The organism is Micromonospora sp. HM134 (assembly GCF_007833915.1).
GTDB lineage: Bacteria > Actinomycetota > Actinomycetes > Mycobacteriales > Micromonosporaceae > Micromonospora > Micromonospora wenchangensis.
Genome location: NZ_CP041061.1, coordinates 381578 through 395585, shown reverse-complemented (window position 1 = coordinate 395585; position 14008 = coordinate 381578). Strand labels below are relative to the sequence as shown.

Genomic DNA, 14008 nt, shown 5'->3' with positions numbered 1-14008 from the left:
CCGGCCTCCGGGGCTCAGCGGACGTCGTAGCTGAGCACCAGCGTCCCGTCGGCCCGCAGCAGTTCGAGGCGGACCAGTTCGGCGTCGGTGAACCGGGTCGCCCCGCGCAGGTTCACGTCGTCGCCGGGGGCGGCCAGCCAGGAGGCGATCTGTTCCGTCGCGTCGTCCGGGCCCCGGGCCACCAGCCGGAACGTGTACGCCTTGCCGTAGCCCGCCGTCGCGTCGTACCCGCAGTGCATGGTGACCTCGGTACCCCACTTGGTGCCGCTCAGCCCGATCTCGGCGTGCACCGCCGGGGTCTTGGCCGCCACCGGCGCCATCGACACCATCCGTACCGCCTGGGTGGTCGGCGCGGGCGTCGGGGCCGGGCGCAGGGCGGACGCCCCGGCGACGCCCAGCACCAGGGCGAACCCGGCGGCGACGAGGGCGGTCAGCGCGTACCGTCGGCGGTTGCGGGTCCGTTCCCGGCGGCGGCGGTCCCGGGCGGTGGCGATCAGGTCGGGCACCCGGCTGACCTCGGGCGGCGGCGGGAGGAACTCCTCCAGCGTGGTCGGGTCGAGCCGGCCCAGCAGGCCCGGCAGCACGGCGATCTCGGCCACCGCGTCCCGGCACGCCGCGCACCCGGCGAGGTGCCGCTCGTAGGCGGCCCGGTCGGCGGGGGCGAGCGCACCCAGCACGTACGCGCCGTCGTCGTGTGCGAACTCGCAGCGGGTCATCCGGTCACCCCCATCTCGGCCAGGGCCAACCGTAGTGAACGCAGCGCGTAGTGGGTGCGGGACTTGACCGTCCCCGGCGGCACCCCCAGCCGGGCCGCCGCCTCGGCCACCGAACGGCCCTGGTAGAAGCATTCGACCAGCACCTCCCGGTGGGTGGGGCTGAGCCGGTTGAGCGCCTCGGCGATGGTCCAGGCCTCCACCGCGCGCTCCGCTTCGTCCACCGTCTCGGGTGGTTCGGGCAGGTCGTCGGTGAACACCTCGCCGACCCGGGTCGACCGTCGTCGCCAGGCGTCGATCGCCAGGTTCCGGGCGGTCGTGAAGAGCCACGCGCGGACCGAGCCGCGACGCGGGTCCAGCGACTCGGGGTGACGCCAGGCCCGCAGCAGGGTCTCCTGCACCAGGTCCTCGGCCCGGGTGCGGTCCCCGTTGACCAGCCGCAGCGCGTGCGCGTAGAGCGCCTCGGCGTGCTCGTCGTGCAGGGCGCGCAGCAGTTGGGCGTCGTGGTCGCTGATGGTGATCCCCTCGCTTCCCGCCCGACAGGTCCGGCGAACGTGTCCGCCGGTTATTACGCGCCGTGACCCCGATCGGTTCAGCGGTGACTGCTGTTCACATCCGGTTCACACCGCGTCCGGGGGCCGCTCACCCCGTCCTGGCAGCGTCCGCCCGGTACGCACGTCGCGCAGGTGACAACGGCGTGCCACCGACCTGCTTCCAGGAGGCTCCCTTCCATGAGCGACCGTCCCCGGCTGCTCCCGCTGCTCGGCACCACCCGGCACGGTAGCCGCGATGCGATGACCTGCCTGTACCGCTGCGGCAACGCCTGCGACCATCCGGTACCCAACACCTCCGACAACACCTACTTCGGCGACCTGGTCGAGGGTGAGGTGACCCGGCGGGGCGTGGTCCGGGCGGGTGCGGTGGGCGCGCTGGTGCTCGGCTTCGGCGGTGCCGCCGCCGGTGCGCTGGCCGGGGCCGCCCCGGCCGGTGCCGCACCGGCCACCCCGGTGGTGCCGGAGGTGGGCGACCCGACCGCGCCGCAGCGCGGCGTCGGCAACGGCGCGTTGACCTTCAAGCCGATCCCGCCGAACCAGCTCGACACCCTGGTCGTCCCCAACGGGTACGACCACCACGTGGTCATCCGTTGGGGCGACCCGGTGCTGCCCGGTGCACCCCGGTTCGACCTGCACGGGCAGACCGCCGCCGCCCAGGCCAAGCAGTTCGGCTACAACAACGACTTCGTCGGGGTGCTGCCGCTGGACCGGCGGGGCAGGCGGGCGCTGCTCGTGGTCAACCACGAGTACACCAACGAGGACCTGATGTTCCCCGGCTTCACCGGCCTGGACAACCTCACCGTCGAGCAGGTGCGCACCGCGATGGCCGCGCACGGCATGTCGGTGGTGGAGCTGGAGCGGGTGGACGGCACCGGGCAGTGGCGGGCGGTGGGCCAGGGCCGGCGGCCGTACAACCGGCGGGTCACCGCGCTGGCCACGAAGTTCGAGCTGACCGGCCCGGCCGCCGGCTCGGCGTGGCTGCGTACCGCCGCCGACCCGAAGGGCCGCACGGTGGTCGGCACCCTGAACAACTGCGCCGGTGGGGTCACCCCGTGGGGGACGGTGCTCTCCGGCGAGGAGAACTTCAACCAGTACTTCGTCGGCGCCGACGCCGCACCCGCCGAGCTGAAGCCGAAGTTCGACAGGTACGGCATCACCACCACCGCCCGCTACCCCAGCGGCAGCCGTAAGTGGGAGCGGGCCGACGAGCGGTTCGACCTGGCGAAGCACCCCAACGAGGCGCACCGGTTCGGGTGGATCGTGGAGATCGACCCGTTCGACCCGGAGAGCCGCCCGCGTAAGCACACCGCGCTGGGCCGGTTCAAGCACGAGGGCGCCAACGTGATCGTGGCCCGCGACAAGCGGGTGGTCGCGTACATGGGTGACGACGAGCGCTTCGACTACCTCTACAAGTTCGTCTCCGACAAGAAGTTCATGCCGGGCGACTCCTGGGTGGCCCGCAAGAACAACCTGACCCTGCTGGAGTCGGGCACCCTCTACGTGGCGCAGTTCGGCCAGACCAGCGCCGCCGAGATCGACGGTTCGGGCAAGCTGCCCGCCGACGGCGCGTTCAACGGCACCGGCCGATGGATCAGGCTGGTCAGCGGCAACCGCTCGTACGTCGACGGGATGACCGCCGCCGACGTGCTCACCTTCACCCGGCTCGCCGGGGACAAGGTCGGCGCGACCAAGATGGACCGGCCGGAGGACGTCGAGCCGAGCCTGCTCACCGGCAAGGTGTACGTGGCGCTGACCAACAACACCGACCGGGGCAAGGCCGGCAAGCCGGCGGCCGACGAGATCAACCCGCGCAACCTCAACAAGCACGGGCAGATCCTGGAACTGGTCGAGGACCGGGGCGACAACACGGCGGAGTCCTTCACCTGGTCGCTGCCGATCGTCGCCGGTGACCCGGCCGACCCGTCGACCTACTTCGCCGGGTACGACAAGACGAAGGTCTCGCCGATCTCCTGCCCGGACAACGTCGCCTTCGACGCCACCGGCAACCTCTGGATCTCCACCGACGGCAACGCGTTGGGCAGCAACGACGGCCTGTTCGCCACCGCCGTCGAGGGGCCGGAGCGGGGGCACCTGAAGCAGTTCCTGACCGTGCCGCTGGGTGCGGAGACCTGCGGGCCGTTCATCACCGGCGACAACCGGTCGGTGTTCGTGGCCGTGCAGCACCCCGGTGAGATCACCGGCGCGTCGGTGGAGAAGCCGGCGTCGACCTGGCCGGACGGCGACTACGCCAAGCCGGGCGTGGTGGTCACCTGGCGGCTCGACGGCGGCCCGATCGGCAGCTGACGCGCCCGTCCCGGGTCGGCCCCGCCGGGCCGGCCGCGAAGGCCCTCTCCCGCTTCGGTCCGGGAGGGGGCCTTCCCCGTGCGCCGGGCGGGGATGCTCAGAGGTCGGCGGCGATGCCGTCGGCGACCGCGCGGGCGGCGGTGAGCAGCTTGGCACGTACCACCCGGGCGGAGGTCATCATCTCGCTGGCCGGCAGGGCGCAGGCCAGCACCACCCGCCGTTCCATGTCCTTGTCCGGGGTGACCAGGACGGCGGCGCACGCCACCCCCTGCCGGAACTGCCCCAGCTCCAGCTGCATGCCCCGCCGGTCACCGGCGGCCAGGTCCGCCTCGAACGCCTCGGGGCTGGTCAGGGTGGCGGTGGTGAACGGCCGCATGCCGTAGTCGCGCAGGTAGCGCAGGCGCTGCTCGGTGGTGAGGGTGGCCAGCAGCGCCTTGCCCAGGGCGGTGGCGTGCGCGCCCTCGTCGAAGCCGGGGACCATGTCCTCCAGGTACGGCGAGCGGGCCCCCTCGGCGACGGCGGTGACCGCCACCTGGCCGCCGACGAACCGGCCCAGGTAGTGGCTCCACCCGGTGTCGACGGCGGCCCGCCGCAGCGACTCGCCGACCGCAGCCGGGCCCCGGAACGCGGTGACCAGTTCCCGGTAGCGGTCGGCGATCTCCAGGCCGACGATGTAGGTGCCGTCCTCGCGCCGGATCACGTAGCCCTCGTAGGCCAGGGTGCGGACCAGGTGGTACGTGGTGGCGACGGTCAGCTCGCAGCGCCGGGCGATCTGTTTGACGGTCAGGCCCTTCGGAGCACGGCCGACCGACTCAAGCACGCGTAGCGCGCGGGAGACACTTCGGATCAGATCCGAAGGTTCCGCCAGGGGGTCACGCACAACCACCTCCGCAGCCGGGGACTTACACCATATGAAAAACCCGGCCGGGACGGAACGCCCGTTCGGGTGGAGGATGCCAGATCAGGCGGTATACGGCGGGTTCCCGGGCGACACGCCGAGGGTTGTCAGGAACACGACCCGCGTAGGTTGGGCGCACGATGACCGACACCGCCCTCAGCCGTACGCCGGGCCGGCCGACCGTACGCCCCCTGCGGGCCGGCGGCGGGGCGGTCGCCACCACCATCGCCAGCGTCCTGCCGGTCTTCCTGGTCGGCGGGCTCGCCGTACAGATGGGCGACGACCTGGGCTTCTCCCCCGCCGGGCTGGGCCTGGCCGTGTCGGTCTACTTCGGCGTCAGCGCCCTCGCCTCGATGCCGTCGGGCCGGCTGGTGGAGCGGATCGGCCCGGCCGTGGTGGCCCGCGCCGCCATCGGACTCGCCGCCGGCTGCCTGCTCGCCATCGCCGGACTGGCCCGCTCGTACCCGGTGCTGGTCGGCCTGCTCGCGCTCAGCGCCGCTGCCAACGCGCTCGGCCAACTCGCCAGCAACGCCGCGCTGGCCCGGCACGTGCCGGCCCGGCGGCAGGGCCTGTCGTTCGGGGTGAAGCAGGCCGCCATCCCCGCCTCCACCCTGCTGGCCGGGGCGGCGGTGCCGGCGATCGCCCTCACCGCCGGCTGGCGCTGGGCGTTCGTGGCCGCCGCCGGGGCCGCGCTGGCCGCGCTGCCGGCCGTACCCCCGCAACCTCCCGGACCGGTACGGGAGCGCGCGGCGCAACGCGGCGGCGGGGCCACCACGGCGCTGGTGGTGGTCGGCGTGGCGGCCACCCTCGCGGCGGGGGCCGCCAACGCGCTGGGCACCTTCGTGGTCGACTCGTCGGTGCACCGGGGCCTCGCCCCCGGCCCCGCCGGACTGGTGCTCACCCTGGGCGGCGCGGTCTGCGTGGCGGCCCGGATCGGCGTCGGCTGGCTGGCCGACCGGCGTGCCACCGGTCACGTCGCGCTGATCGCCGCGATGCTGGTGGTCGGAGCCGTCGGGTTGGGGCTGCTGGCGGTGGCCGGGGCGGTGCCGCTGACCGTCGGGGTGGTGCTCGGCTTCGGGCTGGGCTGGGCGTGGCCCGGCCTGATGAACTTCGCGGTGGTCCGGCTGCACCCGCAGGCCCCGGCCGCCGCCACCTCGATCACCCAGACCGGGGTGTACGCCGGCGGCTGCCTCGGCCCGCTCGGTCTCGGTGCGCTCGCCGGAGCCGGCGGCTACCCGGTGATGTGGCTGACCGCCGGGGTCGCCATGCTCCTCGCCGCCGTCCTCATGCTCACCGGCAGCCGGCTGCTGCGCCGCTCCGCCGCGCCCTGAGCGGGCCGGCCCCGGGACGGTACGGGGTTCAGCTGGTGCGGTCGGCGATGTAGTCGCAGAGCGACTCCAGCGCCTGCCGGGCCGGAATCCGCGGCAGCGGCGTCAACTGGGCGCGGGCATCCTCGGCGTAGCTGCGGACGGTCTCCCGGGCCCGCTTGAGCGCCGGGGACTCCCGGAGCAGGCCGAGCGCCTCGGCGTGCAGCGCGTCGTCGACCAGCGGGCCGGTGGCCAGGATCTCCCGCAGCCGCACCGAGGCCGCGTCGGAGTCGTCGCCGGCCAGCGCGTAGAGCACCGGCAGGGTCGGCACCCCCTCCCGCAGGTCGGTGCCGGGTGTCTTGCCCGACTGCACCGACTCGGACGCGATGTCGAGCAGGTCGTCGGAGAGCTGGAAGGCCACCCCGATGGTCTCGCCGTAGCCGGCGAGGGCCTCGGTGTGCTCCTCTGACGCCCCGCCGAACATGCCGCCGAAGCGGGCCGAGGTGGCGATCAACGAGCCCGTCTTGTCGGCGATCACCCGCAGGTAGTGGTCGACCGGGTCCTCCGTACGGGGGCCGACGGTCTCGGCGATCTGCCCGTGCACGAGCCGGGCGAAGGTACGCGCCTGGAGCCGTACCGCCTCCGGACCGAGGTCGGCGGCGATATCGGCGGCCCGCGCGAAGAGGTAGTCGCCGACCAGGATGGCCACCGAGTTGGTCCAGCGGGAGTTCGCGCTGGGCGCGCCCCGCCGCACGGCGGCCTCGTCCATCACGTCGTCGTGGTAGAGGGTGGCGAGGTGGGTGAGTTCCATCACCACGGCCGCCGGCACGACCTGCGGGCCGGCCGGGTCGCCGAACTGCGCGCCCAACGCCACCAGCAACGGCCGGAACCGCTTGCCGCCCGCCTCGACCAGGTGCCGGGCCGCCTCGGTGACGAGCGGGTCGGCGCTGGACACGCTGGCCCGCAGCTCCACCTCGACGTCGTCCAGCAGGCCCAGCACGGACGCCTCGACCCGTGGATCGGCCAGATGCACGCCGAGCGCGCCGACCTGACCCGTGCCCGCCCGACCCCGACGACCACCGGAGCCGACGGCACCTGAACGCTCCCCCGCCGGAATCACCACACCATCAACCATGCCACACCCGTTCGACCTGCTCCGGACGGGGGATACGGCCGTGGGGCCGGCACGCCTGCGCGCACCGGCCCCACGGTCGTACGGAACGGATCACCTGACGAATGCTGCCGCGTCCGTCGCCAGGTCGAGCAGGGGCGCCGGCAGCACGCCGAGGATCAGGGTGGCGGCCACCCCGATCATCAGCGCGGTGGCGGTCAGCCCACCCGGTACCGCGACGGTCGGGGTGGTCTCGCCCGGCTCGGAGAGCCACATCATCACCACGACCCGCAGGTACGGGAAGGCCAGCACCATGCTGGTCAGCACACCGGCCACCACCAGCCAGGCGTGCCCGCTCTCCAGCGCCGGGCCGAAGACCGCGAACTTGCTCATGAAGCCGCTGGTCAACGGGATACCGGCGAAGGCCAGCAGGATGAAGGTGAAGACCCCGGCGTAGAACGGCGAGCGGCGGCCCAGCCCGGCCCAGCGGGACAGGTGGGTGGCCTCCCCGTCGGCGTCCCGGACCAGGGTCACCACGGCGAACGCGGCGAGCACCGAGAAGCCGTACGCGGCCAGGTAGAACATCGTGCCGGAGACGCCCGCGCCGGTCGGGGCGAGCACCCCGACGAGCAGGTACCCGGCGTTGGCGATCGACGAGTACGCCAGCAGCCGCTTGATGTCGGTCTGGGTGACCGCCAGCACCGCGCCGATCAGCATGGTGAGCACCGCCACCACCCCGAGGACCGGGGTGAAGTCCCAGGCGGCCTGGTCGAACGCCACATGGAAGACCCGCAGCAGGGCGCCGAACGCGGCCACCTTCGTGCAGGCCGCCATGAAGCCGGTGACCGGGGTGGGCGCGCCCTGGTAGACGTCCGGGGTCCAGACGTGGAAGGGGGCGGCGGCGGCCTTGAACAGCAGGCCGATGGCGATCAGCGCCATCCCGGCGAACAGCAGCACCTCGCTGGACGGGGACTCGTTCACCGCGGCGTGCACGGTGGCGAAGTCGACGCCTGCCGAGCGGCCCGGGATGCCGGCGGTGAAGCCGTACACCAGGGCCACGCCGAACAGGAAGAACGCCGAGGCGTACGCGCCGAGCAGGAAGTACTTCATCGCCGCCTCCTGGCTCAGCAGCCGCCGGCGACGGGCCAGCGCGCAGAGCAGGTAGAGCGGCAGGGAGAAGACCTCCAGCGCGATGAACATGGTCAGCAGGTCGTTCGCCGCCACGAAGATCAGCATGCCGCCGATCGCGAAGCTGGTCAGCGGGTAGACCTCGGTCGCCCCGTTACGTCCCTCGGCCTGCTGCCGGTCGTCGGCCGACTCGGCGGTCACCGCCGCCTGGGCGACGAACGCGCCGCCGCGCTCCACCGACCGCTCGCCGATCAGCAGCAGCGCCATCGCGGCGAGCACCAGGATGGTGCCCTGGAGGAAGAGGGTGGGGCCGTCCACCGCCAGCGCCCCGCCCGCCGTGACCAGCCGGGCGTCGGCGCTGAGCACCACCATCACCAGCGCGGCGAGCACCGCCAGCAGGGACAGCGAGAGCTGCACCAGGTGCCGGCGGCGGCGCGGTACGAACGCCTCCACCAGGACGCCGAGCAGGGCGACCCCCAGCATGATCAGGATCGGGGAGATCGCCGCGTAGTCGATCGACGGCAACTTGAGTTCGGTCATCGCAGATGCTGCCTTTCGCCCGCGACTGCGGGGCTCACTCGCTGCGCCCGTTCGCTCCTCGCGCTCACTGTGCAGCCTCCTGGACGCTGCCGACCTCGGGGGCGGGATCGGTCTTGCCGACGTCCTGCATGGTCGCCTGGACGGCGGGGTTGATCACATCGGTGACCGGCTTCGGGTAGAAGCCGAGCAGCACGATCAGGGCGATCAGCGGAGCGACCACGACCTTCTCGCGCAGGGTGAGGTCGCGGTGCATCGCCTTGACCTCGGTCAACTCCGGGTTGAGCGTGCCCTGGGTGGTGCGCTGCACCATCCACAGCACGTACGCGGCGGCCAGGATGATGCCCAGCGTGGCGATCACCGCGACCGGCTTGTTCACCGTGAAGGTGCCGATCAGCACCAGGAACTCGGAGACGAACGGCGCGGTGCCGGGCAGCGCCAGCGAGGCCAGACCGGCGAAGAAGAGCACCCCGGCCAGCAGCGGGACCAGCTTGCCCGCCCCGCCGAAGTCGGAGATCAGCGACGATCCCCGGCGGGCGATGAGCATCCCGACGACCAGGAACAGCAGGCCGGTGGCCAGCCCGTGGTTGAGCATGTAGAGCACCGCGCCGGTGCCCGCCTGGGTGGTGAAGGCGAAGATGCCGACCCCGATGAACCCGAAGTGCGCGATCGAGGTGTACGACACCAGCCGCTTCAGGTCGGACTGGCCGACGGCGAGCAACGCGGCGTACAGGATGCCGATCAGCCCCAGCGCCAGCGCCCACGGGGCGAACCACTTCGACGCCTCCGGGAACAGCGGCAGGCAGTACCGCAGGATGCCGAACGTGCCGACCTTGTCCAGCACGCCGACCAGCAGCGCGGCGGCACCCGCCGGGGCGGCCCGACCGGCGTCCGGCAGCCAGGTGTGGAACGGGAAGAACGGTGCCTTGATCGCGAAGGCGAGGAAGAAGCCGAGGAACAGCCAGCGCTCGGTGCCGGTGGAGATGTCCACCTGGGTCAGCGTCTGCCAGTCGAAGGTCTTGCCGCCGACCACCCACAGGCCGATCACGGCGGCCAGCATGAACAGCCCGCCGACCAGCGAGTAGAGGAAGAACTTCACCGCCGCGTACTGCCGCTGGTGGCCGCCGTAGCTGCCGATCAGGAAGTACATCGGCACCAGCATGACCTCGAAGAACACGTAGAACAGGAAGACGTCGGCGGCGGCGAAGACGCCGATCATCGTGGATTCGAGGACGAGCAGCAGGGCGAAGTAGGCCGGCACCGACCGCTTCGACGCGTCGGCGTCGTGCCAGGACGCCAGGATCACCAGCGGCACCAGCACCGCGATCAGCATCAGCATGACCAGCGCGATGCCGTCGACGGCGAAGGTGAAGTTGACGTCCCAGGTGGGGATCCACGGGTACGACTCGCGGAACTGGAGCCGGTCACCGTCGGCCTGGAAGGAAACCCACATCACCACCGACAGCGCCAGCACCAGCAGCGACCAGCCGAACGCCACCTGCTTGGCCAGGTCGGGCCGGCGACGCGGCAGGAAGGCCACGACCAGGGCGCCGACCAGCGGTGCCACGGTCAGCACCGAGAGGAACGGGAAGTTGGACATTATGCGGCCTTACCTCCGTCGTGGATGCGGGGCCCGCCGGCGGGGGCGGTCGCATTGAGGTCGATCACGCCAGCCACCCCGCCTGCACCGCCAGGAACGCCGCCACCACGAGCAGCGCGCCGGTCAGGATCGAGGTGGCATACGACCGGACGAAGCCGGTCTGCCACCGCCGGAGCCGACCCGAACCGCCCCCGACCCCGGCGGCCAGGCCGTTGACCAGCCCGTCGACGCCCCGGTTGTCGAGGAAGACCAGCGCCCGGGTGAGGAAGATGCCCGGCTTCTCGAAGACCACCTCGTTGAAGGCGTCCGTGTAGAGGTTGCGCCGGGCGGCGGTGACCAGCACCCCGGCGGGCTGCGGCGCGGTGGCCGTGCCGTTGCGGAACAGCGCCCAGGCCAGCCCGGCGCCGAGCACCGTCACCACCAGCGACAGCGCGGTCAGCAGCCAGTGCGGCAGCACCGCCGCGTGCTCGGCGTGCTCGCCGCCCAGCCCGGCGGTGGCGGTCAGCCAGTCCGGCACGGAGGTGGCGAGCAGGAAACCGGCGCCGACCGAGCCGATCGCCAGCAGGATCAGCGGGATGGTCATCAGCTTCGGCGACTCGTGCGGGTGCTCGATGTCCTCGGTCCACCGCTTCGGGCCGTGGAAGGTCAGCACGAACAACCGGGTCATGTAGAACGCGGTGAGCCCCGCGCCGAGCAGCGCCGCCCCGCCGAACAGCCAGGCCGTCCAGCCCTCCCGCTCGAACGCGGCCACGATGATCGGCTCCTTGGAGAAGAAGCCGGAGAAGGGGAACATGCCGATGATGGCGAGCCAGCCCATCATGAAGGTGATCCAGGTGATCTTCATGTACTTCGACAGCCCGCCGAAGCGGCGGATGTCCACCTGGTCGTTCATGCCGTGCATGACCGAGCCGGCACCGAGGAACATGTTGGCCTTGAAGAAGCCGTGCGCCAGCAGGTGCACGATGGCCAGCGCGTACGCCGCACCGCCGAGGCCGACACCGAGGAACATGTAGCCGATCTGGCTGACCGTCGACCAGGCCAGCACCCGCTTGATGTCGTCCTTGGCCGCGCCGATGACGCAGCCCATCAGCAGGGTCAGCGCACCGACGCTGACCACCACGAGCTGGAGGGTCTCGTTGGCCGAGAAGATCGGGTTGGACCGGGCGATCAGGTAGACGCCCGCGGTGACCATGGTGGCGGCGTGGATGAGCGCCGACACCGGGGTCGGGCCCTCCATCGCGTCCGGCAGCCACGCCTGGAGCGGGAACTGACCGGACTTGCCGGCCGCGCCGAGCAGCAGCAGCAGGCCCAGCACCAGCACCGTGCCGCTGGCCAACCCGCCGACGGAGGAGAAGACCTCGTCGTACTGGGTGGTGCCGAGGGTGGCGAACAGGATGAAGATGCCGATCGCCAGGCCGGCGTCGCCGACCCGGTTCATCAGGAACGCCTTCTTGCCGGCGGTGGCCGCGCTCGGCCGGCCGTACCAGAAGGAGATCAGCAGGTACGACGCCAGACCGACGCCCTCCCAGCCGAAGTAGAGCATCACGTAGTTGTTGCCGAGCACCAGCAGCAGCATCGCGGCGACGAAGAGGTTGAAGTACGCGAAGAACCGTCGCCGGCCCTCGTCGTGCGCCATGTACTCGACCGCGTACAGGTGGATCAGGAAACCCACCCCGGTGATCAGCAGGACGAAGACCGCGGCCAGCGGATCGAAGAGCAGACCGAAGTCCACCCGCAGGTCGCCGACCGTGATGAAGTCCCAGAGGCTCAGCTCGACGGACTTGTTCTCCAGCCCGCGCAGCTGGAAGAACGAGGTGAGCCCCAGCACGAACGCGGCACCGATCGCGGCCACGCCCAGCCAGTGCCCCCAGCGGTCGGCCCGCCGGCCGAGCAGCAGCAGGATCGCCGCGCTGGCCAACGGGATCGCCACCAGCAGCCAGACGCTGCTCAGCAGGCCGTCCGCCGCCGCGTAGGTGACGGCGCCGGCCGGCTCTGCCTGGGCGTACGTCAGAATCTCATCCACCGCAGGGCCCCTTTAGTACTTCAGCAGGTTGGCGTCGTCGACGCTCGCGGAGCGCCGGGTCCGGAAGATCGACATGATGATCGCGAGCCCGACCACGACCTCGGCCGCCGCCACCACCATCACGAAGAACGCCATGATCTGTCCGTTGAGGTCACCGTTGATCCGGCTGAAGGTGACCAGCGTCAGGTTGGCCGCGTTGAGCATCAGCTCGACGCACATGAACAGCACGATCGCGTTACGCCGCACCAGCACGCCGACCGCGCCGACGGTGAACAGCACCGCGGCCAGGATCAGGTAGTAGTCGGGGGTCACCGGACCGACCTTTCGTTCGCGACTGCGGGGCTCCGCTTCGCTGCACTCCTCGCGCTCACCGAGGCCACGCCGCCGTTCGCGACTGCGGGGCTCCGCTTCGCTGCACTCCTCGCGCTCACCGTTCCGTCCCCTTCAGGGTGGTTTCCTCGGCGGTCAGCTCCCGCTGCGGCAGGATCGCCGGGGTGCTGCGGTCGGTCAGCCGGCCGTCGGGCAGCCGGGCCGGGGTGGCCACCGAGGAGGAGGTGGCGAAGACGCCCGGACCGGGCTTCGGGCCCGGGTAGTTGCCGGGGCGGAACCGGGCCTTCATCGTGGCGACCTGGTCCATCTTGTCTTCCTTGCGCCGCTCGATGTGCGCCAGCACCATCGCCCCGATCGCCGCCGTGATCAGCAGCGCGGAGGTCAACTCGAAGGCGAGGACGTACTTGGTGAACAGCAGCCGGGCGATGCCCTGCACGTTGCCCTCCGCGTTGGCCTGGTCCAGGCCGACGGCGGTGACCCCGTTCAGCGCCCGGTACAGGCCGGTGCCGACCAGCCCGGCGAAGCCGAGGCCGAGCACCACCGCGGCGATCCGCTGGCCGCGCAGCGTCTCGATCAGCGAGTCGGAGGCGTCCCGGCCGACCAGCATCAGCACGAACAGGAACAGCATCATGATCGCGCCGGTGTAGACGATGATCTGCACCATGCCGATGAACGGCCCGGCCTGGAGCACGTAGAACACGCCCAGGCAGAGCATGGTGAGCACCAGGAACAGCGCCGAGTGCACGGCGTTGCGCGCCCAGACCATGCCGATCGCGCCGATCAGCGCCAACGGGGCGAGGATCCAGAAGGTGACCTCCTCACCCCCGGACACCTGGCCCGCCGCGGCGAGCACCGTGGACGTGTTCATGCTCCGGCTCCCTTGCCCGCCGCCCGCTGGGCCGCCTGCTCGGCACCCGGGAACGTCACCCCGGGGTGCTCCTCGACCCGGTAGCGGCCGGGCCCCATCGGCGACTGCTCGGCACCGGCCGAGGTGCCCGGGTTGGTCAGCGCGCCGACGTAGTAGTCCTTCTCGCTGTCACCGAGCCGCATCGGGTGCGGCGGCTGCTCCATGCCTTCGAGCAGCGGAGCGAGCAACTGCTCCTTGGTGAAGATCAGGTCCTGCCGGTTGTCCCGGGCCAGCTCGTACTCGTTGCTCATGGTCAGCGAACGGGTCGGGCAGGCCTCGATGCAGAGCCCGCAGAAGATGCACCGGGCGTAGTTGATCTGGTAGACGCTGGCGTACCGCTCACCCGGCGAGAAGCGCTGCTCGTCGGTGTTGTCGCCACCCTCGACGTAGATCGCGTCCGCCGGGCAGGCCCAGGCGCACAGCTCGCAGCCGATGCACTTCTCCAGGCCGTCCGGGTGCCGGTTGAGGATGTGCCGCCCGTGGTAGCGCGGCGCCGAAACCGGCGGCTTGAACGGGTAGTCGGTGGTGACGACCTTCCTGAACATGTGCGAGAAGGTGACCCCGAAGCCCTTGAACGTTCCGGTGATCGCGCCCAC

The 14008-nt window shown here is 71.6% G+C and carries 12 protein-coding genes; 2 read left to right on the top strand and 10 right to left on the bottom strand.

Annotated elements, in window-relative coordinates; all coding sequences use genetic code 11:
* Positions 1-14: 14 nt before the first annotated feature.
* Complete coding sequence (locus tag FJK98_RS01945; protein ID WP_088646141.1) at positions 15-716, bottom strand: anti-sigma factor; 702 nt, start codon at positions 714-716, stop codon at positions 15-17.
* Positions 713-1207 carry a sigma-70 family RNA polymerase sigma factor gene (locus FJK98_RS01940; protein ID WP_228543438.1) on the bottom strand — a complete coding sequence of 165 codons (495 nt, stop codon included), beginning with the start codon at positions 1205-1207 and terminating at the stop codon, positions 713-715. Before FJK98_RS01940 ends, FJK98_RS01945 begins: the two co-directional genes overlap by 4 nt.
* 237 nt (positions 1208-1444) lie before the next feature.
* On the opposite strand from FJK98_RS01940, the gene FJK98_RS01935 reads away from it, so the two are divergent.
* Complete coding sequence (locus FJK98_RS01935) at positions 1445-3571, top strand: PhoX family phosphatase (RefSeq protein ID WP_145917476.1); 2127 nt, start codon at positions 1445-1447, stop codon at positions 3569-3571.
* 97 nt (positions 3572-3668) lie between these two features.
* On the opposite strand, the gene FJK98_RS01930 is transcribed toward FJK98_RS01935, so the two are convergent.
* On the bottom strand, positions 3669-4451 hold the full coding sequence (locus FJK98_RS01930) for an IclR family transcriptional regulator (protein ID WP_088646144.1): 783 nt from the start codon (positions 4449-4451) through the stop codon (positions 3669-3671).
* Between the two features lie 158 nt (positions 4452-4609).
* Between FJK98_RS01930 and FJK98_RS01925 the strand changes: the two genes are divergently transcribed.
* Positions 4610-5800 carry an MFS transporter gene (locus tag FJK98_RS01925; RefSeq protein ID WP_145917475.1) on the top strand — a complete coding sequence of 397 codons (1191 nt, stop codon included), beginning with the start codon at positions 4610-4612 and terminating at the stop codon, positions 5798-5800.
* A 28-nt stretch (positions 5801-5828) separates the two neighbouring features.
* On the opposite strand, the gene FJK98_RS01920 is transcribed toward FJK98_RS01925, so the two are convergent.
* From FJK98_RS01920 to nuoI, 7 genes are all read right to left on the bottom strand, one after another.
* Positions 5829-6911: a polyprenyl synthetase family protein gene (locus FJK98_RS01920; RefSeq protein ID WP_145917474.1), complete on the bottom strand. Its 1083-nt coding sequence runs from the start codon at positions 6909-6911 to the stop codon at positions 5829-5831.
* Between the two features lie 90 nt (positions 6912-7001).
* Positions 7002-8555 (bottom strand): NADH-quinone oxidoreductase subunit NuoN, encoded by a 1554-nt coding sequence (nuoN, locus tag FJK98_RS01915; protein WP_145917473.1) that lies wholly within the window; start codon positions 8553-8555, stop codon positions 7002-7004.
* A 64-nt stretch (positions 8556-8619) separates the two neighbouring features.
* Positions 8620-10152, bottom strand: a complete 1533-nt coding sequence (locus tag FJK98_RS01910) for an NADH-quinone oxidoreductase subunit M (RefSeq protein WP_145917472.1) — start codon at positions 10150-10152, stop codon at positions 8620-8622.
* 64 nt (positions 10153-10216) lie between these two features.
* Positions 10217-12175 carry an NADH-quinone oxidoreductase subunit L gene (gene nuoL / locus FJK98_RS01905; RefSeq protein WP_145917471.1) on the bottom strand — a complete coding sequence of 653 codons (1959 nt, stop codon included), beginning with the start codon at positions 12173-12175 and terminating at the stop codon, positions 10217-10219.
* Positions 12176-12187: 12 nt separating this feature from the next.
* The gene (gene nuoK, locus FJK98_RS01900; protein WP_067300503.1) at positions 12188-12487 is read right to left on the bottom strand and encodes an NADH-quinone oxidoreductase subunit NuoK; all 300 of its coding nucleotides are present in this window, start codon (positions 12485-12487) and stop codon (positions 12188-12190) included.
* A 115-nt stretch (positions 12488-12602) separates the two neighbouring features.
* Positions 12603-13373 (bottom strand): NADH-quinone oxidoreductase subunit J, encoded by a 771-nt coding sequence (locus tag FJK98_RS01895; protein ID WP_145917470.1) that lies wholly within the window; start codon positions 13371-13373, stop codon positions 12603-12605.
* Complete coding sequence (nuoI, locus tag FJK98_RS01890) at positions 13370-14008, bottom strand: NADH-quinone oxidoreductase subunit NuoI (protein WP_067300509.1); 639 nt, start codon at positions 14006-14008, stop codon at positions 13370-13372. Before nuoI ends, FJK98_RS01895 begins: the two co-directional genes overlap by 4 nt.